The sequence below is a fragment of the uncultured Rhodospira sp. genome (assembly GCF_937138205.1).
Classification (GTDB): domain Bacteria; phylum Pseudomonadota; class Alphaproteobacteria; order Rhodospirillales; family Rhodospirillaceae; genus Rhodospira.
On record NZ_CAKZOT010000114.1, the window covers coordinates 47,321 to 67,699 of the forward strand.

General features: G+C 69.0%; 18 protein-coding genes. 12 read left to right on the forward strand and 6 right to left on the reverse strand.

What is annotated here, in order from left to right; all coding sequences use genetic code 11:
- Positions 1 to 397 precede the first annotated feature (397 nt).
- From Q0309_RS17655 to Q0309_RS17670, 4 genes are all read left to right on the forward strand, one after another.
- Positions 398 to 985 carry a hypothetical protein gene (locus tag Q0309_RS17655; RefSeq protein WP_299444434.1) on the forward strand — a complete coding sequence of 196 codons (588 nt, stop codon included), beginning with the start codon at positions 398 to 400 and terminating at the stop codon, positions 983 to 985.
- Positions 986 to 1,117: 132 nt separating this feature from the next.
- Positions 1,118 to 2,521 carry a hypothetical protein gene (locus tag Q0309_RS17660; protein ID WP_299444436.1) on the forward strand — a complete coding sequence of 468 codons (1,404 nt, stop codon included), beginning with the start codon at positions 1,118 to 1,120 and terminating at the stop codon, positions 2,519 to 2,521.
- Positions 2,522 to 2,523: 2 nt separating this feature from the next.
- Positions 2,524 to 3,261, forward strand: a complete 738-nt coding sequence (gene mtgA / locus Q0309_RS17665; protein WP_299444438.1) for a monofunctional biosynthetic peptidoglycan transglycosylase — start codon at positions 2,524 to 2,526, stop codon at positions 3,259 to 3,261.
- A 108-nt stretch (positions 3,262 to 3,369) separates the two neighbouring features.
- Positions 3,370 to 3,723 (forward strand): carboxymuconolactone decarboxylase family protein, encoded by a 354-nt coding sequence (locus tag Q0309_RS17670; RefSeq protein ID WP_299444440.1) that lies wholly within the window; start codon positions 3,370 to 3,372, stop codon positions 3,721 to 3,723.
- 38 nt (positions 3,724 to 3,761) lie between these two features.
- Here the strand turns inward: Q0309_RS17670 and Q0309_RS17675 are convergent, their stop codons facing one another.
- The gene (locus tag Q0309_RS17675) at positions 3,762 to 6,125 is read right to left on the reverse strand and encodes an ATP-binding protein (protein ID WP_299444442.1); all 2,364 of its coding nucleotides are present in this window, start codon (positions 6,123 to 6,125) and stop codon (positions 3,762 to 3,764) included.
- 474 nt (positions 6,126 to 6,599) lie between these two features.
- Here Q0309_RS17675 and Q0309_RS17680 point away from each other — a divergent pair, with 474 nt between their 5' ends.
- The 3 genes from Q0309_RS17680 to Q0309_RS17690 all read left to right on the forward strand — a co-directional run bounded on the left by Q0309_RS17680 (position 6,600) and on the right by Q0309_RS17690 (position 8,944).
- Positions 6,600 to 7,268, forward strand: coding sequence for a glutathione S-transferase family protein (locus tag Q0309_RS17680; protein ID WP_299444567.1), 669 nt, complete (start codon positions 6,600 to 6,602; stop codon positions 7,266 to 7,268).
- 3 nt (positions 7,269 to 7,271) lie between these two features.
- Positions 7,272 to 8,105, forward strand: a complete 834-nt coding sequence (locus tag Q0309_RS17685) for a uracil-DNA glycosylase (RefSeq protein ID WP_299444444.1) — start codon at positions 7,272 to 7,274, stop codon at positions 8,103 to 8,105.
- Positions 8,106 to 8,296: 191 nt separating this feature from the next.
- Positions 8,297 to 8,944, forward strand: a complete 648-nt coding sequence (locus Q0309_RS17690; RefSeq protein WP_299444446.1) for a cytochrome b/b6 domain-containing protein — start codon at positions 8,297 to 8,299, stop codon at positions 8,942 to 8,944.
- Between the two features lie 12 nt (positions 8,945 to 8,956).
- On the opposite strand, the gene Q0309_RS17695 is transcribed toward Q0309_RS17690, so the two are convergent.
- Positions 8,957 to 10,132: an ABC transporter substrate-binding protein gene (locus tag Q0309_RS17695; RefSeq protein ID WP_299444448.1), complete on the reverse strand. Its 1,176-nt coding sequence runs from the start codon at positions 10,130 to 10,132 to the stop codon at positions 8,957 to 8,959.
- A gap of 179 nt (positions 10,133 to 10,311) precedes the next feature.
- Between Q0309_RS17695 and moaC the strand changes: the two genes are divergently transcribed.
- The 3 genes from moaC (at position 10,312) to Q0309_RS17710 (ending at position 14,113) form a co-directional block, all read left to right on the forward strand.
- Positions 10,312 to 10,803, forward strand: coding sequence for a cyclic pyranopterin monophosphate synthase MoaC (gene moaC, locus Q0309_RS17700; protein ID WP_299444450.1), 492 nt, complete (start codon positions 10,312 to 10,314; stop codon positions 10,801 to 10,803).
- Positions 10,804 to 11,191: 388 nt separating this feature from the next.
- Positions 11,192 to 13,594: a PAS domain-containing protein gene (locus tag Q0309_RS17705; RefSeq protein ID WP_299444452.1), complete on the forward strand. Its 2,403-nt coding sequence runs from the start codon at positions 11,192 to 11,194 to the stop codon at positions 13,592 to 13,594.
- 222 nt (positions 13,595 to 13,816) lie between these two features.
- A complete protein-coding gene (locus tag Q0309_RS17710) occupies positions 13,817 to 14,113 on the forward strand; it encodes a hypothetical protein (RefSeq protein WP_299444454.1) in 297 nt (98 codons plus the stop codon).
- 114 nt (positions 14,114 to 14,227) lie between these two features.
- Here Q0309_RS17710 and Q0309_RS17715 read toward each other — a convergent pair whose 3' ends face one another.
- The 4 genes from Q0309_RS17715 to ftsE are packed head-to-tail and all read right to left on the reverse strand — an operon-like array spanning position 14,228 to position 17,313.
- Positions 14,228 to 14,953: a 1-acyl-sn-glycerol-3-phosphate acyltransferase gene (locus Q0309_RS17715; RefSeq protein ID WP_299444456.1), complete on the reverse strand. Its 726-nt coding sequence runs from the start codon at positions 14,951 to 14,953 to the stop codon at positions 14,228 to 14,230.
- Entirely contained in the window at positions 14,950 to 15,594 is a 645-nt protein-coding gene (locus Q0309_RS17720; RefSeq protein ID WP_299444458.1) for a YdcF family protein, read from the reverse strand. Before Q0309_RS17720 ends, Q0309_RS17715 begins: the two co-directional genes overlap by 4 nt.
- A 25-nt stretch (positions 15,595 to 15,619) precedes the next feature.
- On the reverse strand, positions 15,620 to 16,510 hold the full coding sequence (locus Q0309_RS17725) for a cell division protein (RefSeq protein WP_299444460.1): 891 nt from the start codon (positions 16,508 to 16,510) through the stop codon (positions 15,620 to 15,622).
- 14 nt (positions 16,511 to 16,524) lie between these two features.
- A complete protein-coding gene (gene ftsE / locus Q0309_RS17730; protein WP_299444462.1) occupies positions 16,525 to 17,313 on the reverse strand; it encodes a cell division ATP-binding protein FtsE in 789 nt (262 codons plus the stop codon).
- Positions 17,314 to 17,434: 121 nt separating this feature from the next.
- On the opposite strand from ftsE, the gene Q0309_RS17735 reads away from it, so the two are divergent.
- Entirely contained in the window at positions 17,435 to 18,508 is a 1,074-nt protein-coding gene (locus tag Q0309_RS17735; RefSeq protein WP_299444464.1) for a DUF3426 domain-containing protein, read from the forward strand.
- A 292-nt stretch (positions 18,509 to 18,800) separates the two neighbouring features.
- A complete protein-coding gene (locus tag Q0309_RS17740) occupies positions 18,801 to 20,354 on the forward strand; it encodes an acyl-CoA carboxylase subunit beta (protein ID WP_299444466.1) in 1,554 nt (517 codons plus the stop codon).
- The last annotated feature ends 25 nt before the right edge of the window (positions 20,355 to 20,379 follow it).

Below are 20,379 nucleotides of genomic sequence, written 5' to 3' on the forward strand. Positions count from 1 at the left end.
GCTCCGAGATCCTCACCGCCCGTCCTGGTGAGGGCGCCGGGGGACGCGCCGCCCCGCGGTTCGTCCGTCCCATTGTCATCCGCCGTGGTTTCGCGGGCCGCGACCGCACCTGCGGGATCGGCCTGTGTAGAGGCCAGAATACCATCCGGATCACCGGATTCGACAGCGGATTCGTCCGGGAACGCTGTTGCCATGGGGTCCGCCCGCGCAGTCTTACCGCGAGTCTTACGCGTTTCGTCTCGCCGTGGGAAGCCTGATGTGCCGGCCCGCCGCGCCGGGCCGAGGCGACGAATCCCGATGTCCGCCGTTCTCGCCGACACGATCCCTTTCGTCCACCCGAGGCACGGAGTAGAGTCCCTCGATCCGGGGGGCGGAGCCATGGCGACAGACGTGAGGGATGGACCTTTTGGACGAACCGGATCGGATCCGCGACAAACGCGAGAGACACCGCGCGGACATACTGCACGAGCGGCGGTCGCAGACGGCCCAGAAGCAGGCTGCGGACCTTGACCTGTTTCTGGATGCGTTGCGCCGCCGCATCGAAACCCTGTCCGACATCGGCCACATCCTGGAGGCCGACGAGGACAACCCGCCCCGCTTCATCGATTATGCGCGCACCCGCAACCTGACGTCCGAATGCCTGGCGTTCATGATCGTGATCGATCGGCGCATCGACGGCTTGCCGGAGGGCTTGCGCCAGCCGAGGCGCGATACGTTCGACGACCACACGATATTGCTGTGGGGGACGCTGCTTGAATGCTCTCTCGCCTTTCTGCGGGCAATCTCGGAACAGGAACACCTGCCGCTCGGCTCGCGCGAGGTGTTCCTGCGCGAGATCAAGACCCTGCACGACGCCCACGCGATCCTGGCGCAGGACCGGTTTTCCGGCAAACTGCCGCAAGGCACGCTGACCAAGCACCATCAGGCCGAACGGATCCTGAACGAAATCATTGACCGCGCGCCACGCCTGCTTGATCTGGGATAGCGCGTCCGCGACACTGGTGGCACGGCAGGCGGGTGACGTGACATGGCGTAATCTCGCCGATGCCGTCGTTGACACGGTGCGCGACGGCACCATCGGCGAGGAGCACCACCGCGATCGAGGATCGGACGACGCATGACGCACGGGGTTGGAACGCAGCACGTCAGACACAATCGGGCGCGGTTCGCCACCGCGCCGGACGGCCGAGGGGAGAGCGATCGGCGCTCCGCCCCGTCCTTGCGCCCCAGGGCGCAAGCAGCCTTCGAGCTTCTTTTGAAATCGCTGCGCAAGGCCGGCCGGACCGATGTGCTGGAGATGGTGGGCGGCCTGGATCGGGTCGACGACGTCATGCGGGAGCGGCCGGCCCATGTGCCGACCCTTTTGGAACTGGCGTGGCAGTTGCGCGACGTGGCCGAGTTCAGCCCCTATTTCCAGCGCGCCGACGGGCACGGCACCGTCACCGACCGCGACCAGCCCATCGCGCCGTGCAACCGCAGCTATGATCAGGTGGTCCGGGCGCATCTGCACGGTGCGGCGCGCCTGCTGTTCGAGCGTCGTGAACGCGCCTGGGCCGAACGGCGCGCCCGCGCCGCCCGCGAACAGCGGCGCCAACGCAAGGGCCAGGGCAGCGGTGGCCTGCAGTCGCGCCTGATGGCCCCGCTGAAGACCATGCTGGACGGCGAGGGCGATCTCGATCCCGACGAGTTCCGTGCCGAGTACCCCGGCTACGGCTTGTTCTCGGTCCTCAAGCCGTCCTTGCGGGAGCCCTGGCAGTTCGCCGTTCTCGAAACCTATGCCCGTCTGGGCACGCCCCAGGCGCGCGCGTTCGGCCATCTGCTGCCCCGGGTGCGGTCGGCCGAGATGCTGGACACCCTCGTCAACCTGAGCGTCGACGATGTCGGCCTGATCCGCACCGTCTGCCGCACGTTCATCGAGGTGCGCCAGAACATCAAACTCGACAAGGCACCCCGCTGGCAGCTCTCGACCGAGGCGCGGGAGGCGAACGACGCCGCCGAACAGAAGATCTCGGCGCACGAGGACGCGGTGTTCGAAACCGTGGTCCTGAAGCACACGGCGGCCCTGCCCCTCATCCGGGAGCTTGGCATCAACATCGCGCCAGACGTCGTGCGGCGCCTGACGCCGGTGTTCGGCGACGAGGTCTGGGATCTCCTGACGCACCCCGATGACCTTGAAAACGCGCGCGCCATGCCGGATCACCTGTTGCCGGTACTGGGTCCGGTCAGCCGTCACGTGCCGCCCAAGGTTTCCACCATCCTGGGGCATATCCGGGATCATGCGCTGGCCCGGGATCTGATGGCCATCGCCCGGGACACCATGCCCGACGATGAGCTGGCCCGGTATCTGAGCGACCCGGCGCGCCGGCCGATCTGGAACACGCTGCCCAAGAAGTTCAACAACGCCTACCGCTACCAGCGCGACGCCCCGGCGGGCGGAAGCCTGCGCAACATCGACGACCTGCGCACGGTCGGCAACGGCTTCTTCCATTCGCTGCGCATCGGTCAGGTGGAGACCTTTTAGCGGTGACGCCGAAGCGGGCCTCGCGATCCCGCGCCGGACGGCCGCGCCCGACCTGGCGCCGCCGCGTTCGCGACACGCTGCTGACCGTCGCCGTGGTGGCCGCCGCCCTGCCGGTCCTCGGCCTGGTGGCGTTCCGCTGGCTGCCGGTGCCGGTCACCCCCCTGATGCTGGTGCGCGTGGTCCAGGGCGAGGGGCTGCGCCAGACGTGGCTGCCGTTGGAGGAGGCTCCGGCCTCCCTGGTCCGGTCGGTCATCGCCAGCGAGGACGCGCGGTTCTGCTCGCACACCGGCTTTGACTGGCGCGAGATCCGGAACGCCTGGAGCGCCTGGCAGGCCGGCGAGGGACTGCGCGGCGCCAGCACGATCACCATGCAGACGGCGCGCTCGGTATTCCTCTGGCCGGGCCGGGATCCGGTCCGCAAGGCGGTCGAGATCGCCCTCACGCCGCCCCTGGAGTGGGTCTGGGGCAAGCGCCGCATTCTGGAGGTCTATCTCAACGTCGCCGAATGGGGGCCGGGCGTGTACGGCGCAGAGGCCGCCGCCCGGCACCACTTCGGCCGCGGCGCCGAAGACCTGACCGCGCGGCAGGCGGCCCAGCTGACCGCCATCCTGCCGGCCCCCCGGCGCTGGTCGGCGGCCCAACCCAGCGCCTATGTGTCGCGCCGGGCCGGCACCATCCAGGCCCGCGCCCGACAGGTGGCGTTGGGGGATCGCAATGCCCCGTGCCCACAGACGCGGTAACCGCCGGGGTGGATTCCGTCCGATCCGGGCGTTACTTTAGCAAAATCCGATATGCACAGGGCGGTCGGTCGCGCGGCCGCCCACCACCGTCAACCCAGGAGACATATCATGTACAAGGACTGGCCCCAGTACACCAAGGACCTCTCGGGCGCCATGCAGAGCTGCCGCGAGGGCATTCCCGAGACCTGGGGCGCCTTTTCCAAACTGGCCAGCGCCGCCACCAAGGACGGGGCCATCGACCCCAAGACCAAGGAGCTGATCGCCATTGGCATCGCCATCGCCATGCGCTGCGACGGCTGTGTCGCGTTCCACGTGCGCACTGCCGTGCGCCACGGTGCGACGCGCGAGGAAATCCTGGAGACCATCGGCATGGCGGTCTACATGGGCGGCGGCCCGTCCTCGGTCTACGGCGCCATGACGCTGGAGGCCTACGACCAGTTCGTCGCCGCGCAGAAGGGATAAGGATGGCGGCGGGGTGTGCTGCAGAAGAGTCGCCCGCCTCAGGAGCGGATCGTGCGCTCGGGCGGCAGGACGACCGACACCGTGGTCCCCTCGCCGGGTTCGCTGTCGATGGTCAGTGTGCCGCCGTGCAACTCGGCCATGCGCTGGCACAGGGGCAGGCCGAGACCCGAGCCTTCCTGCGCCCGCACGTAGTCGTCCCGCGCCCGCCCGAACACGGTCAGGATCCGCGCCGTCTGGTCCGGGCTGATGCCGATGCCGGTGTCGGTCACGCTGATCACGCACCGCCCCGCGTCGTCCAGCCCGCCGCGCAACACCACCGATCCTCCGTTCGGTGTGAACTTGATGGCATTGCCCAGCAGGTTGATGACGATCTGGCGCAGCCGCCGTTCGTCGCCACGAATCGTCAGCCGGTGCGGGTTCAGGTCCGTCGTCAGGGTGATCTGCTTGCCCGCCGCCCGCATTTCGAAGAGGCGGACGGAGGACTCGAACAGGCCGGCCATCTCAAGGACGTCCTCCTCGATCTCCATCGCCCCGATCTCGACCCGCGACAGGTCGATGATATCACTGACCAGATCCAGCAGGGTCTTCCCCGACGACTCGATCAGCGCGCTGTATTCGGCATACTTGTCGTGGCCATGTGGGCCGTACAGCTCGGTCGACATCAGTTCGGCGAAGCCGATGATGGCGTTCAGCGGCGTGCGAATCTCGTGACTGACATTGGCCAGGAACTCGCTCTTGGTGCGGTTGGCCAGGTCGGCGTTTTCCTTGGCCCGGCGCAGTTCCTCGCGGGTTTCGGTCTCGGCCGTCACGTCCTGGACCACGCCGCGCACCAGGGCGCCCTCGGGCCGCTGTTCGGGGTCGGCCTGGCCGATGATGGCGATCCACTGGCACGACTCCTCGTCGCCCTCGAGCCTCAGCGTCAGTTCGAACCCGCCGCCCTTGCGCGCCGTCATCCGGATGGCCTCGGACAGCCCCGGGCGATCGGCCGGCGCGTGCAGCCTCAGGAAGGCATCGAGAGGCAGAACGGTGCACGGCCCCTCCAGTCCATAGATGCGGCACACGTCCTCACCGATGTGGAACTGACGCTTCGCCGGGTCGTAACGCCAGTTGCCCATGCGGGCGATCCGCTGCGCCATCCGGAGGTCGCGGATGGTGCCGTTCAGTCGTTGATAGGTCTGCTCGATCTCGGTGACGTCCTGAATGGTCCCCAACAGGCGCGCCGCCCGGCCCTGGGCATTGACAAACAGGTGCCCGCGCCCGTGCACCCAGCGGAGCTGTCCGTCGGCGCGCCGATGTATGCGGAACGTCCGGTCAAAGGGAAACCGGTTCCGCAGCACGGTCTCCACAAGGTACGTGCGCATGGATGAACGATCGTCGGGGTCGACCAGATCCAGCCAGCCGTCGATCGTGCGGGGATACGCGGCGTCGATGCCGAAGATCGCATTGAGGACGCTTGAACTGGTCCACCTGTCGGCCGCGACATCCAGGTCGAAGTGACCGAAGCGGCCGATCTTCTGCGCCTGTTCCAGAACCTCCTTGGTATCCGCGAGTTCCTTCTGCTCGCGCAACCGGTCGGTCACATCATGGATGATGGAAAACAGGAGGGTCTTATCCCGGGACCTGACCGTACCGCTCGACACTTCGACGTCGCGGATCGATCCGTCGGCGATGCGATGCCGGAACCGAAAGACCTGCCGTTGACCCCGGCGGGCCGCCCCCATCTCCGCCGCCACCGCGTCGCGGGACAGGACGTTGATGTCATGAATGCTATTCCCGACCAGGTCAGCCTTGTCCCAGCCGTAGAACGCGACAGCCCCGGGGTTGGCGGAGACGATGGTCCCGTCCTCCGGGTCGATCAGCAGCATCGGGACATGGCTGTTCTCGAACAGATTGCGGTACTGCGTGTGCAGTTCGTCGACCTGGTGCAGGTGTTCGATCTTGTGCAGGGCGAAGGCCACATCGCCCGCCATTTCGGAAAAGAGGCGCTTTTCCGCGACGTCATCGTCGCGCTGCGTCGGCACACAGGCGGCCACGACACCGTACCGGCGATCGGCGAAGGCGATGGGACAGGCAAGGCGAATCCGGTCCGGATACAGACCGGCGAGCGGGCAGGTCCCACACTCGGAGGGTGGGTGCTCGATGATGATCGTCGTCCCGGCCTCAAGAGCACGGTCGGCGCAATGCGGCAGGTCGCCCGCCAGAAGGCGGTCACCGAGCGGATCAAACGCGCCGTCCAACCCGGGCGAGGTGGCGACGCGAGGACGCTGCCCCGGCGCCTCAAACACGGTGATCCAGGCGTTCTCATAGGCGCCCGTCTCGGTCAGCTTGCGGCACACCTGCCGGATCAGGGCGTCGACATCGCTCTCGCGCACCAGAACCTGGCCGACCTCGCGGAGCGCCATCAGCGTATCCCGCAAGCGCCCCGGCCGTCCCCCGCCACCGCTGTCAGGCGCCCAGAGCGCCCCGCCTGGCCCCAGAACCCCACCACCGCGACTCATGTGTCCTCACCGTGCGTTGGTCGCTCCCGACCGCGCCACCAAGACGTACACCGCGCCCTGACCACGGTCACCGACCGGTCCTCCCAACGCCTCTCCCCTCTCTCGTTCAGCCTTCGGCCGAGGCCGCTCCCATCACGTGACGCGCGCCATGCGCCCAAGTCATGTGTCGCCATGCAATTCCGTATGACACAGGGATTCGTCAGCCGCCAGCGTCGTTTCGACGCCAACGCGACCATTCCGCTTGCCGCCCGGACTGTCACTGTACCACCGGCGCCGGGCGGGATCGATTCGGCTTTCGGCATAGACGGCGCCATGGCGCGACGCCTCCACGCCGATCGCCTCTGGCCTCGGCACCCCTGGCCGCTTACACTGCCGCCCATGCGGCGTCTCTTTCATCATTGGCTGTATCCGGGTGCGCGCCTGGCCCGTCTGGTCCTGGGGGAAAAGGGGCTGGAGGCGGAGCTGCGCGTGGTCACGCCGTGGCTGCGCGACGAAGCCTTTCTCGCCCTCAACCCGGCCGGCGAGGTGCCGGTGCTGGTCGAGGACAGCGGCGCGGTGATCGCCGGCACCCAGGCCGTCGCCGAGTACCTGGACGAGATGCATCCAGACCCGCCGTTGCTGGGCGCCGACCCCGTGGTCCGCGCCGAGGTGCGCCGCCTGGTCGCCTGGTTCGACACCGGGTTCCGCCGCGAGGTCACCGAGCCCCTGGTCGGGCAGAAGCTGGCGCTGCGTCTGATGGGCAACGGCACGCCGGATTCGCGCGCCCTGCGGGCCGGGCGGGCCAATCTGGGCACGCACCTGTCATACATCGCCTGGCTGACCGAGGCCAACCGGTGGCTGGCCGGCAACCGCCTGACCCTGGCCGACCTGATGGCCGGCGCGCACCTGTCGCTGGTGGACTACGCCGGCGACGTGCCGTGGGAGGATCATCCGGCGGCCAAGGACTGGTACATGGTGCTCAAGAGCCGTCCGTGCTTCCGCACCCTGCTGGCGGACAGCGAGCCGGGCCTGCGGCCGGTGAAGCACTACGCCGATCTGGATTTCTGACCGATGTTTGGCGCCGCCGACGCGCTCGACGACATCGCCCTGCTGCGCTGGTACGACAGCGCGGGCGTGGACGAGTGCGTCGGCGAGACCCCCGTCGACCGCTTCGCCGCCGACGCCGCGCTGAAGGCCAGGCGCGCGGAGCCAGCCGCGCGCCCCGCGACCCGCCCGACTGCACCGTCGGCGCGTCAGGCCCAGGCCCGCGCGGCGCCTCCCGCCCCGCCCCCAGCGGCACCGGCGGCCACGGCGGGTGCGGCGGCGGTGGCCGCGCGGGCCGGCACGCTCGATCAGTTGCGTCAGGCGCTGGAGGGGTTCGACGGCTGCCCGCTGAGGATCACAGCCACCAACACGGTGTTCGGCGAGGGCGCGGGCGACGCCGCCCTGATGGTCGTGGGCGAGGCCCCGGGCGCCGACGAGGACCGCCAGGGCCGGCCCTTCTGTGGCGTCTCCGGCCGGCTGCTGGACGACATGCTGGCCTCCATCGGCTTCGACCGCACGCGCGCCTACATCACCAACGTCGTGCCGTGGCGTCCGCCGGGCAACCGCAAGCCGACCCCGGCCGAGGTGGCCGTCTGCGTCCCCTTCATCGAACGCCACGTGGCCCTGGTCGCGCCCAAGGTCCTGTTGCTGGTGGGGGGGCTGGCGGCCTCGACCCTGTTGGGGACGACCGAGGGCATTACCCGCCTGCGCGGCCAGTGGCGCAGCCACAGTCCGGCCGGCGGCCAGCACGACATCGCCGCCATGCCGACGTTCCACCCTGCGTACCTGTTGCGCAACGCCGAGGCCAAGCGGCTGGCGTGGCGCGACCTGCTGGCCGTCAAGGCTCGGCTGGAGGGGTGACCGGCAGGCCGTTTCGTCCGCTTGCGTCAGCCGCCGGTTGACGGCTGTCAAAGACACACATCGACACCGCCCTGTAACGATTGATCGTCGGCGCGTCTGTCCCGGGCCGGGGCACGACCGGCGGCACCGAAAAACAAACACCAAAACACACCGTCCCGACACCGCTCGGGACCAGGGAGGAGTCTCACGACATGCCGCATTCCGCCAAGGAACGGGTCATGGTGTTCAGCCGCTTCGAGCGGTTCTGGCACTGGTCCCAGGCCATCCTGATCATCGCCATGATGGTCACCGGCTTTGAGGTCAACGGCGCCTATCTGTGGCTGGGCTACGAGCAGGCGGCGCAATGGCACCGTTTTGCCGCCTGGTTCCTGATCGGCCTGTGGGTGTTCGTCATCATCTGGCACGCCATCACCGGCGAGTGGAAGCAGTACATCCCCACCCGGCGGGGCATCATGGCGGTGGTGAAGTACTACACCACCGGCATTCTCGACCCGTCGGTGCCGCACCCCTACCGCAAGACCCGTATGGCCAAGCACAACCCGCTGCAGCGGCTCGCCTATCTGGCGTTCAACGTGCTCATCTCGCCGGTGATCTGGATCTCCGGCCTGTTGTACATGTTCTACAATGATTGGGCGCGGACCGGGCTGGAAGGACCACTGACCCTTGGCGACGTGGCCTTGATCCACACGGCGGCGGCCTTCGCCATGCTGGTGTTCTTCGTCGGCCACGTCTATCTGGCGGCCTTCGCCGGCAAGCCGTTCTACGCCTACCTGAAGGCGATGATCACCGGCTACGACCTGCTGTACATCGAGCCAAAGCCGGAGGGGGAGAAGCGGTAGGGCGCCGGGGGCTCAGCGGCGGGCGGAGGGATCAACGCGCCGTGCCTCGACGAACTGCCCGCCCAGGGTGCGGCCGATCCACACCGGCAGTGAGGACTGTCGCGTCCCGGGGTCGAAGCGCATCTCGCCGACGGGAGTCGACAGCGTCAGGCCGGCCAGTTCCTTGGTCAAGGCGTCCGGCTTTTCCGACCAGGCGCTGTCCAGGACCGTGCCCACGGTGATCATGGCGGCATAGCCGTAAAGCGCGGTGAGGGTCGGCGTGGCGCCGTTCGGATCAGCAGTCCGGTACGCCTCGGCAAAGGCGCGGTGCGGCTGCCCGCCCGTCTCGCAGCAGGGATAGCCGGTGGTCACCCAGCCGTCCGGCAGGTCAGTCCCCAGCGCCCGCAGCATGTCCGGCGTGCCCACCTGCGGCACCATGACCGCCGTGCCGTCCAGCAGCCCGCCGCGCGCGCCCTGCACGAAGGCGACCAGATCGCCATCCCGCAGGCCCAGCAACAGACCGTCCGGCGCCGCTCCCGCGAGGGTGTCGAGCGCCGGGCCGACCTCTCCCGACAGAGTGGGAACATAGGACTCCATGGCCAGCTCGACCTCGGGCCGCGCGGCGCGCAGTTCGTTCCAGAAGGCATGGGCCAACGCGCGGCCGAAATAGTCATCCTGGGCCACCACGCCCCACCGGATCGCCGGGCTCCGGGCGGCCTCGGCGGCGAGCACGCGGCCGAGCGCCTCGGCCGACGGACCGATCTGGAACAGATTGGGGACATCCCTGACCACGGCCGCCGGCAGGCGAGCATCAATGGCCAGGAACGGTGTCGGCGCGGCGGCGCGGGCGGCGGCCAGGGTGACATCGGCCACCATTCCGCCCATGAACAGCGTGACCCCCTGTTCCTTCAGCTCTTCGACGGCGCGCACCGCCGCGGCGGAGTCACCGCCCGGATCGGCCGCGACGATGCGCACCGCCTTGCTGCCCATCACCCCGCCGGCCATGTCGATGAACCGGGCCGCCAGATCGCGTCCGCTTTGGTAGGTCAGGGCCGGCGCGCCGATGCGCTCCACCGTCGTCACGTCGCCGACGACGACGGCATGGTCCCGGGCCTGCGCATAGGCCGGCGCGACCGGCTCCGGCGACACCCGGATCAGCGCCGCAAGGGCCAGGACGAGAACAACGGGACGGCGCCAGACACGGAGCATGGACAGTGGGTTCCTCGTGGAGTGGTCGGCCGGCCGCCATCGTACCCGGCCGACACCCGGTTCCAAAGACGCGTGAGACAGGGGCGGGCGTGCGCCAGCCAGCAGGCGTGACGCCAGTGGCGGACCGGTCCCGTGCCGTTTAAGGTAGGCACGGCGAGATGGCTGGAAAGAGGCAAACGGTGAGCTTCACGCACTTCGACGACCAGGGCAACGCCGTCATGGTGGATGTCTCGGCCAAGGCGGAGACTGATCGGGTTGCCGTGGCCGGCGGCCGCGTGGAAGCCGCGCCGGAGACCATCGCCCTGATCCGGGACCATGGCATCGGCAAGGGGGATGTCCTGGCCGTCGCGCGTCTGGCCGGGATCATGGCGGCCAAGCGCACCGCCGACCTGATCCCGCTGTGCCATCCGCTGGCGCTGACCTCGGTCCGTGTCGATCTGTCGCTCGACGAGGCGGACAGCGCGGTCGACATCACCGCGACGTGCCGAATCGCCGGTCGCACGGGCGTCGAAATGGAAGCCCTGACCGCCGTGTCGGTCGCCGCCCTGACCATTTACGACATGTGCAAGGCCGTGGACCGAGGAATGCGCATGACGAATATTCGCTTGCTGCATAAATCGGGCGGCAAGTCGGGAGTCTTTGACGTGGTCAGGGCGGACGGCTCCTCATAGGTCTTTGTATATAATGAGGCGGACGGAGAGGCGAACACGCCTGGCGACGAACGTTTCTGGCGATTTTTCTTATTCTAAGGAAACTCTTTTCCACGCTGCGGCCTCTTTTGGACCAGCCTTGCGGCCCTTTGATCTCTCCGGCGGTGATCCTAAAGATGGCCTGACTTCACCCGGGCGATGCAGTACACTTATCCATAGGTCCAGGATCGGACTTCCCCGTCAATGGGGGGCGGAGGATCCGCGACGCGACACGCACGATCGCGATGTCGCCGCGCCATACCAACACTGTCCTGCCGGGGGGCGGGACACGCCATGGGCAACCCGCACGGGGCCATGGGCCTGGGGAGGTGCCGCGCCTGGATGGGCGACCTGTATAAGGAGCCGGGCCATGGTCGACCGTCAGACGCCCCCAACCGGGACGGATAAGACCGCCGCCGACGCACGGACCGACCGCGCGTTCTGGCAGTCGGCGACCCTGCTGTCCGCCGCGCTGGAAGCCACCGGCGACATGGTGTCCGTCAAGGACGAGCACCTCGTCATCCGCTTCGCCAACACCGCCATGGCCCGCGTCATCGGCCGCCCCGTCGGCGACCTCGTCGGCAAGGCCGACAAGGATCTCTTCCCGGCCGAGGTGGCGGAGGCCTTGCGCAACGACGACCGCGCCGTTCTGGACACCGGGCGAACGCTGATCCGCGACCTGCTGCTGCCGACCAACGACGGCTTGGTCTGGGTCAGCGCCCGCAAGGACCCGGTCACGGACCAGGGCCGTCGGATCGGCGTGATGACGGTGTTGCGCGACATCTCCGACCGCATCGAGGCCGAGCGCCGCCTGCGCCATTCCACCAATCTTCTGGACCGGATCTTTACACAGAGCGTCTTCGCGGTGGCCTATCTCGACCGGCGTTTCAACGTGCGCCGCGTCAACCAAGCCTATGCCCACCGGGTCGGCCGCCAACCGGACGACCTTGTCGGCCACAATCATTTCGCCCTGTTCCCCAGCCGCGAGGACGAAGCCGTGTTCCGCACGGTGCTGCGCACGGGCAAGCCTTACACGGCCACCGCGCGGCCGCTCGCGGCCCCGGACGGCTCCGACGAGGGCATGACCTTCTGGGACGTCAGCATCCAGCCGGTGCGGGACGTCGCCGGGGTCATCGACGGCCTGCTGGTGGGGCTCGTCGACGTCACGGACCACCAGCGGACCTTGCAGGCGCTACGCCAGAGCGAGCGCGACAAGGCCCTGATCCTGGGCAGCATTTCCGATCTTGTCGCCTTCTTCGAACACAGCGACATGCGGATCGCGTGGACCAACGCCGCCGCCGCCCGATCCGTCAACGCAGAGGCGCACGCCCTGATCGGCCACCACTGCTACACCCTGTGGGGCCATCGGGACACGCCCTGCGAGGGCTGCCCCGTCCTCCGGTGCTTCGAGACGGGAACCGCGTGCGAACAGGAACAGGTCGCGCCCGATGGCCGCACGTGGTCCGTGCGCGCCTTCCCGGCCCTGGATGAGGACGGCACCCTCAAGGGCGTTGTCGAGGTGGCGCGTGACGTCACCGCCCAGAGACGCTTCGACGTCGCCGTCCGCCGCAGCCTGGCCAACCTGGATGCCTACTTCGCCCTGTCGCGCGATCTTCTGGCCGTGCTCGACATGGACGGGTGCATTCTGGAGGCGAACCAGACCTTGCTGGACACGCTGGGGTGGTCGCGGGATGACCTGATTGGCCAGTCCATGCTGGTGTTGCGACCCGAGGACCAGCGGGAGGCGGCCGACTCCGATCTCAGGGATATTCTGGCCGGGCTGGTGGATGTCGTCACCATGCCCGTGGTCACCCGCGACGGCCGCGTGGTGCCGGCGGAAACGCGCATCGCACTCGGCACCTGGAACCATGCCCCAGCCTTCTTCACCGCCACGCGCGACCTGTCCGAGCTGGCGTTGTCGAAGGAGAAGTTCGAAAAGGCCTTCACCACCAACGCCACCCTGATGGCCATCACCGACCCGGAGACCGGCCGGCTCGTGGACGCCAACGAGTCCCTGCTGCAAACCCTGGGCCGGACGCGCGCCGAGGTAATCGGCAAGACCACGGTCGAGCTGGACCTGTTCCCCAGCACCGAGGCCCGATTGGCCATGGTCGAGGCGCTTTTGGCGCCGGACGACCCCAAACCGGTGGAATACCGCTTCATTCGGCCGGACGGCCGGCTGTTCATCGGTGAACTGACGGGCGAACTGATCACCAGCGGGTCCACCCGCTACTTGCTGACGATGCTCGTCGACGTGACCGAACAGCGCGCGCTGATGGCCGAACTGGAGCACAAGGCCACGCACGACGTGCTGACCGGCGCCTTCAACCGCCAGCAGGCGATCCGGGGGCTGGACCAGGAAACGCGGCGCGCCGACCGCATGGAGACGCCGGCGGCGGTCATCATGGCCGATATCGACCACTTCAAGGCGATCAACGACACGCACGGTCATCCCGTGGGCGATCAGGTGCTGCGGGAAGTGGTGACGCGCCTGTCCGACCGCATCCGCGAGACCGACCTTCTGGCCCGCTGGGGCGGCGAGGAGTTTCTCGTCATCCTGCCCGGCACGGACACCGAGGGCGCCCGGCAACTGGCCGAGACCCTGCGTGAGGCCATGGCCAGCGTGCCGATGCCACCCGCCGGGACGGTCACCCTCAGCCTGGGCATCGCCCAGCACCGGCCCGGGGAGTCGGTCGAGGATTGGGTGGCCCGCGCCGACGAGGCCCTCTACCGCGCCAAGGCCGACGGCCGCGACTGCGTGCGATGCTTGTAGGGACGCCCCGGACCCTTGCATGGCAGACATGACGCGCCATCGCTGGCACGCATGTCACATTTGGTTTACACTTGGATCTTCGGGTCAGGCGGCCCGCCAGACCGGGACAGAACGCTCCCGGCACGACCACGATGACGGCCCGCCTGACGGACCATCCCCTCCCGGCCGGTGACAGGCCCCGCCGGGCCACCCGTCCGAGAGCGAAGTTGACGGGAGGGAGTCATGATTACGATATGGGATTGCTACGGTCTCAGCGACGCGGTGCCGGACGAGGTGGTCGTCGTTGCCAGCCACGAACGGCTGCCGCCCGTGCTGGCGGCCGGCAAGGCCTACGACACACTGGCGCAGCCCTGGGGCGCCCCGGCCATCCGGCAGATGATCCTGGATGAGTACTGCCGCGCCGGCGCGCACGGCGACCGCGCCTACGCCGACGATCTGGCCGCACTTTATGCAGAGGCGCGGCGGCTGCACCCGGGTGGGCGCGACCGCCGCCGCCTGCGCCGGCCGACGCTGAAGTAGGCGGCACGGGGGCCATGCTGGCGGCGGATGCGTCACACTGATCCGCCACCGGCCAGCATGAAATGAACGCCAGTCCGGCCGCCGGCCGGACCGCCTGACGGGGACCGTCACCGGTCAGCGCCCCGGGCCCTCTGGCGACGGCAGGGCCGCGACGGCCTCGTCGATGCGGGTCTTGAGGGTATCGAGGAAACGGCGCTTGTCCAGGCCCGTCTCCATGGGCGGCAGGAAGCGGACGGTGACCGTGCCGGGGTGCTTCAGGAACGACTTGCGGCCCCACAGCGGGCCGGAGTTCAGGGCCACGGGGATCACCGGCACGTCCGGCAGGCGCGCCGCCAGGGCGGCCACGCCGGGGTGATAGGGCCGGCTTTCGCCGACGGCGACGCGCGTGCCCTCCGGGAAGATGATGATCTGCCGCCCCTCGGCCAGCGCCTCGCCGCAGGCCTTCAACATCATGCGCAAGGCCTGGGCGCCGGCGCTGCGGTCGATGCCGATCATGCCGGCCGCCTTCATGTACCAGCCGACAAAGGGAATGCGGAACAGCTCGCGTTTGAGAACGTAAACGGGGTCTTCCAGCAGGCCGTGGAACAGGAAGGTGTCGTAGGCGCTCTGGTGCTTGGCGGCGATGATCACCGGTCCTTGCGGCAGGTTCTCCCAGCCCTCGACACGGTAGGTCACGCCGGCCACATACCGCGCCAGCCAGCGCAGGACGGCCAGCCAGATCTTGGTGCCGGCCACGACAATGCGCTGGGGCGCCAACAGCAGCGGCAGGTAGAGAACCCCGAGCAGCAGGGTCGAGCAGACGTACAGCAGCATGAACAACGCCGAGCGGAGGACCGTCATGAGGACTCCATCGCGGAACGGGGGGGCGATCCGGGCGACAGGCCCAGGCCAAGCCGCACCCTGGCCACAAGGTATTTCATGTATTCCCGGGTCAGCAAAAGGGCGGTGCCGGGGAAGCGCCACCATTCCTCCTGCTTGACATGCGGCGGATAGACCGGATGCGGAATCAGGTCAATGCCCGGCATCACGGCGCGGAATTCCAGCATGGCCCGGCGCATGTGGTAGGCCGCCGTGACCAGCCGCAGGCTGCGGTATCCCCGGGTCCGGACCCAGGCCGCCGTTTCCTCGGCGTTGCCCAGGGTGTTGGCGGCGGCATGGCCGAGCACGATGCGATCGGCGACATCCGGTGCGGGATCGACGCCGAAGGCGCGCCACAGGTCGTCCGGCGCCACGGCGGCGGGCACGCCGCTGATGAACAGGACCTCACCCAGCCCGGCCTCGAGCAACGCCAGCCCTTCGTCGATCCGCTCGCTGCCGCCGGTCAGGACCACAATGGCGTCGACGCGCCGGTCGCGGTCCTGGCCCCGCACGGGAATGGCCGAGGCGTACCACACCAGACCGGCGATCCAGGCGATCACCAGCAGCAACAAAACGGCGAGAATGGCCGCCCGGACGACCGTGGAAAAAGAGGGCGAGGGCACAATGCTCACTCTGTGTTGAACGCGATCAGGGCATCCGGGCCAGGGTGCGCAGCACCGTCACGCGGGCCGTCAGCATCGCCAGGCTGGCCGCGCCCAGCGGCAGGGCCGCGAGGATGGCCCAGTCGACCACCGAAAGGCTGATGCGCGGGACCAGCCCGGCCTCGACACGATCCGCCAACAGCCCGACGCCGGCGAGGGTCGGCAAGGCCAGCATGAATCCGCCCAAGCCGCCTTTCAAGCCCTGAAACAGCGCGTTGATGGCGAACTGGCGGGCGATGTAGCCGTCCTGGGCGCCGATCATGTGCAGCACCTCGATCACCGGACGGTATGCCGCCAGGTCCGCCCGGGTGGCGTGCACGACCGCCACGGCGGTCGCGCCGCTGACCACCAGCACCACCGCCAGGCCCAGGGCGCCAAGGGCCTCGCCCAGATCCATCAGGCGACCCAGCCACAGCCGGTGCTCGTCGAGCGTCGCGCCCGGCACGGCGTCGCGCAGCACGTCGGCCATCGGCCCGGGGTTCGTGCGGGCGGCCGCGCCGGGCTCCAGGGTGATGTCCAGCAGGCGCGGCAGGGGCAGGTCCCGCACCAACTCGCCGGCCCCGATCCACGGCTCGACCAGGGCCATGAGCTCGTCCTCGCTCAGCACCCGCACCGAGGCCACGCCCGGCTGCGCGCGCAGCACGGCGGCGGCCTGGGCCACCCGCTCGTCGGTGGCCATGCGCGCCGCCTCGCCCAGGCCGGGGACAGGCGGCACCTGGGCCGTCAGGCTGCCGGAGACGTCGCGGCTCCAGTCCTCCAGCACGTTGCCGAGCGCCAGAGCACCGGCGGCGGCGAGGACGGCCAGAAACACCATGACGCCCACCAGCATGGGCACCAGAACGGCGGTGCGGTCCCGGCCCAGGGGCAACGTGCGCATGGCGGACGACATCCTCACGGTTGGCGCGGCGGGGTGGCGGGCGCGTCCGTGGCCGGACGAACGCCCGCGCGTTCGCTGGCGCCTCCGCCGCCCCGGTGGCGCGTCAGCCGCCCGGCCTGCAGGTGCAGGCGCTCGTAAGGGAACCTCTGCACGAGTTGCTCGTTGTGCGTGGCGATCAGGACCGTCGTGCCCATCTTGTTCAGTTCCTCGAACAGGTGCAGCAGCCGCATGGCGATGCGATCGTCCACATTGCCCGTCGGCTCGTCGGCCAGCAACAGGTCGGGCCGGTTGATCACCGCGCGGGCGATGGCCACGCGCTGTTTCTGGCCGCCGGACAGGGTGGGCGGCTTGGCGTCGAGGTGATCGGCCAGGCCGACCCAGGCCAGCAGTTCCGGCACGTGTCGGCGAATATCGGTCTCCGGCGCGCCGGCCACCCGCAGCGGCAGGGCGACGTTGTCCAGGGCCGACAGGTGGTCGATCAGGCGGAAGTCCTGGAACACCACGCCCATGCGGCGACGCAGGCGCGGCAGCACCTGACGCGGCAGCTGGGTCACGTCGTGACCGAACAGGCGGATCGTGCCACGGGTCGGCCGCAGCGCCAGATAGCACAGCCCCAGCACCGAGGACTTGCCCGCGCCCGAGCCCCCGGTCAAAAAGTGGAACGACCCCTTGGGCAGGGCGAACCCGATGTCCCGGAACACCTCCGGACCCAGGTCATAGCGCAGCCCGACATGATCGAACCGCACGACCATGTTGGCATCGGGGTCGTCGAGACCCGCGCGCGCGGCGCTGTCGTGACTCATGGGCCGTGGTCCGTTGCCGTTGTGGTTTTCTTGCACGTGATCCCGTGCCCCGGCGTTCGCTTGTGCCCGCCCCCAAGTGGTTCTATAACGATCATAGCTTTCGCCGCCAACCGATTGCCGCATGAAAATAACCTGCCCGAGCTGTGCGACACGATTCCGCGTTCCCGACGAGGCCCTCGGCCCGGCGGGGCGGACGCTGAAGTGTGCCCGTTGCGACCATCGCTGGCACCAGGCCCCGTCCGGTGCCGCCGGTGACGACTTCGACGCCGCGTTGTCCCGCCCGACCACGCCCCCCGACCACGGCCCGCTGGCGGCCCATCTTGAGCCGGCGCCCCCACCGCCGCCCATGGAGGAGATCGGCCCGGACGACGACTGGGGCGAGGCGGACGACTGGGGCGGCGCGCCGGCCCAACCGGCCGAGACGGAGCGTCCCGTCGGGCGGGGTCGAACCATGCTCGACGACCTGCCGGGCGAAGACATGCCGCTGAGCCGCGAACCGGGCGGAAGCAACGCCGCCGACCATCGGGCCGGGGACGACGACGGCCCCGACTTCGACGATATTCTGGCCCGCCTTGAGGACCAGGAGCGCGAGCGGAGCGGCCGGGCCGGTGGCGTGGCCGAGGACGATGATGTGTTCGGCGAGGACGATGAACTACCCAGCGCCTTGCGGGAGGGCCCGCACCGCCAAGGCGGCAAGCGCAAACGCCCGCCCGCCTGGGCGTCGTGGGCGACGGCCGTGGTGGTCGTGCTCGCGGGGGCCTTGGGCGCGCTGTATTTCCTGCGCAACAATGTCGTCGCCATGATGCCGGCGTCCGAGGCGGTGTACACCGCCCTGGGCATTCCGCTCAACTGGCCGGGCCTCGGCCTGACGCTGCACGAGCCGAAGCCCGTCGTCACCCGCGAACTGGTCGACAACGAGGAGGTCGTGGTGGTGCGCGGCTTCATCAACAACGTCAGCGAGGTCGAACGGCCGGTGCCGGCGCTGCGGCTGGCGCTGCTCGACGCCGACGGCGACATGGTGCAACAGATGGTCGCCCCACCCCCCACCGAGAGGCTGGAGCCCGGGGGCACCACGCCCTTCCGCATGGTCATGCGCAACACCCTGCCGCAGGCGAAACGGTTCGAGGTCACGTTCACCGATCGGCCGAGCGAGCCGATGATGGCCCCGCCCATGGAAACGTCGTCGTCTCAGTGATTGGTGGCGCCTGCGATTGACCATCGGGACCCTGCCGTATAAAGAGGGATTCCGACGGGGGCTGGGTCCGGGGCCGGAACAATCGGGACGCTCCGCTTTGGCCGACCGTCCTGATCCGGTCGTTCTGACCGGGTCGTTCTGACGGGGCGGGGTTCCCGGTGGACATCCTCCCCATTCTCTCGCGTATACTCGCCGCGCCGCCACCAGCCGCCCGCTCAGGGTCACGCCAGGGGGTCCGCCCAGAAAACGTCCCAGGAAACGTTGACGGGTGGCCTGAACCAGGGGGAACCACATGCCGATTTCCAAGCAGGCTGTCGAGGAACTGGAACGCCGCCGCGCTGCCGGGATACTGGGCGGCGGCCAGAAGAAGATCGACGCCCGCCACGCCAAGGGGCTGTGGTCGGCGCGCGACCGCCTGAACGCCTTGTTCGCCGCCGGCACGTTCCAGGAGTTCGGTCTGCACGCCCAGCACGAAAGCCGTCAGTTCGGCATGGAGGGCAAGGACCTGCCGGGCGACGCCGTGGTGACCGGGGTCGGCTTCATCGACAGCCGCCCGGTGGCCGCGTTCAGCCAGGATTTCACGGTGGCCGGCGGCTCCCTGGGGTCGAAGCACGCCGAAAAGCTGTCGCTGATCATGGATCACGCGGAACTGAGCGGCGTGCCCGTCGTCGGCTTCAACGATTCGGGCGGCGCGCGCATCCAGGAGGGCGTGATCGCCCTGTCCGGCTACGGCCAGGTGTTCAACCGCAACGTCCGCCTGTCGGGCGTGGTGCCGCAGATCGCCGTCATCGCCGGCCCCTGCGCCGGCGGGGCCGCCTATTCGCCCGCGCTGATGGACTTCATCATCATGATTCGCGGCGGCTCGGAGATGTTCATCTGCGGCCCCGAGGTGATTCGCGGTGTTACCGGCCAGGCCACCAGCAAGGACGAGATCGGCAGCGCCGACGTGCACGCCAACGTCTCCGGCAATATCCATTTCGTCGCCGACAGCGAGCAGGACGCGGTGGACATCGTGCGCCGCCTGCTGTCGTACCTACCGTCGAACAACATGAGCGACCCGCCGCACCAGATCGCGCCCGAGGTGGATCTGAGCGAGGACCCGGGTATGGACGACATCCTGCCCGAATCCGGCAAGGCGCCGTTCGACGTCAAGGACGTCATCAACCGCCTGGTCGACCCCGGCACCTTCCTGGAGGTGCAGCGCGACTTCGCCAAGAACATGGTGGTCGGCTTCGGCCGCATCAGCGGAATCGTCGTCGGCTTCATCGCCAACCAGCCGAAGGAACTGGCCGGCTGCCTGGACATCGACGCCTCCGACAAGGGCGCGCGTTTCATCCGCTTCTGCAACGCCTTCGGCATTCCCATCATCAATCTGGTGGACGTGCCCGGCTTCCTGCCCGGCGTGCGTCAGGAACGCGGCGGCATCATCCGCCACGGCGCCAAGATGCTGTTCGCCTACGGCGCCACGACGGTCCCCAAGATCACGATCATCATGCGCAAGGCCTACGGCGGCGCCTTCCTGGCCATGTGCAGCCGCGACATGGGCGCCGACATCGTGCTGGCGTGGCCGGCCGCCGAGATCGCCGTGATGGGCGCCGAGGGCGCGGTCAACATCCTCTACCGGGGCGACCTGGAGAAGGCCGAGGACCGCGTGGCCCGCTCGCGCGAACTGGCCGACGAGTACCGGGCGCACTTCGCCTCGCCCTACATCTCGGCCGGCAAGCTGTTCGTGCACGACGTCATCAAGCCGTCGGAGACCCGGGGGCGGATCTCGTTGGCGCTGCGCACGCTGCTCAGCAAGCGCGAGACACGGCCGCCGAAGAAGCACGGCAACATTCCGCTCTAGCGTCACGGCGGCCCGGCCCGGCCGG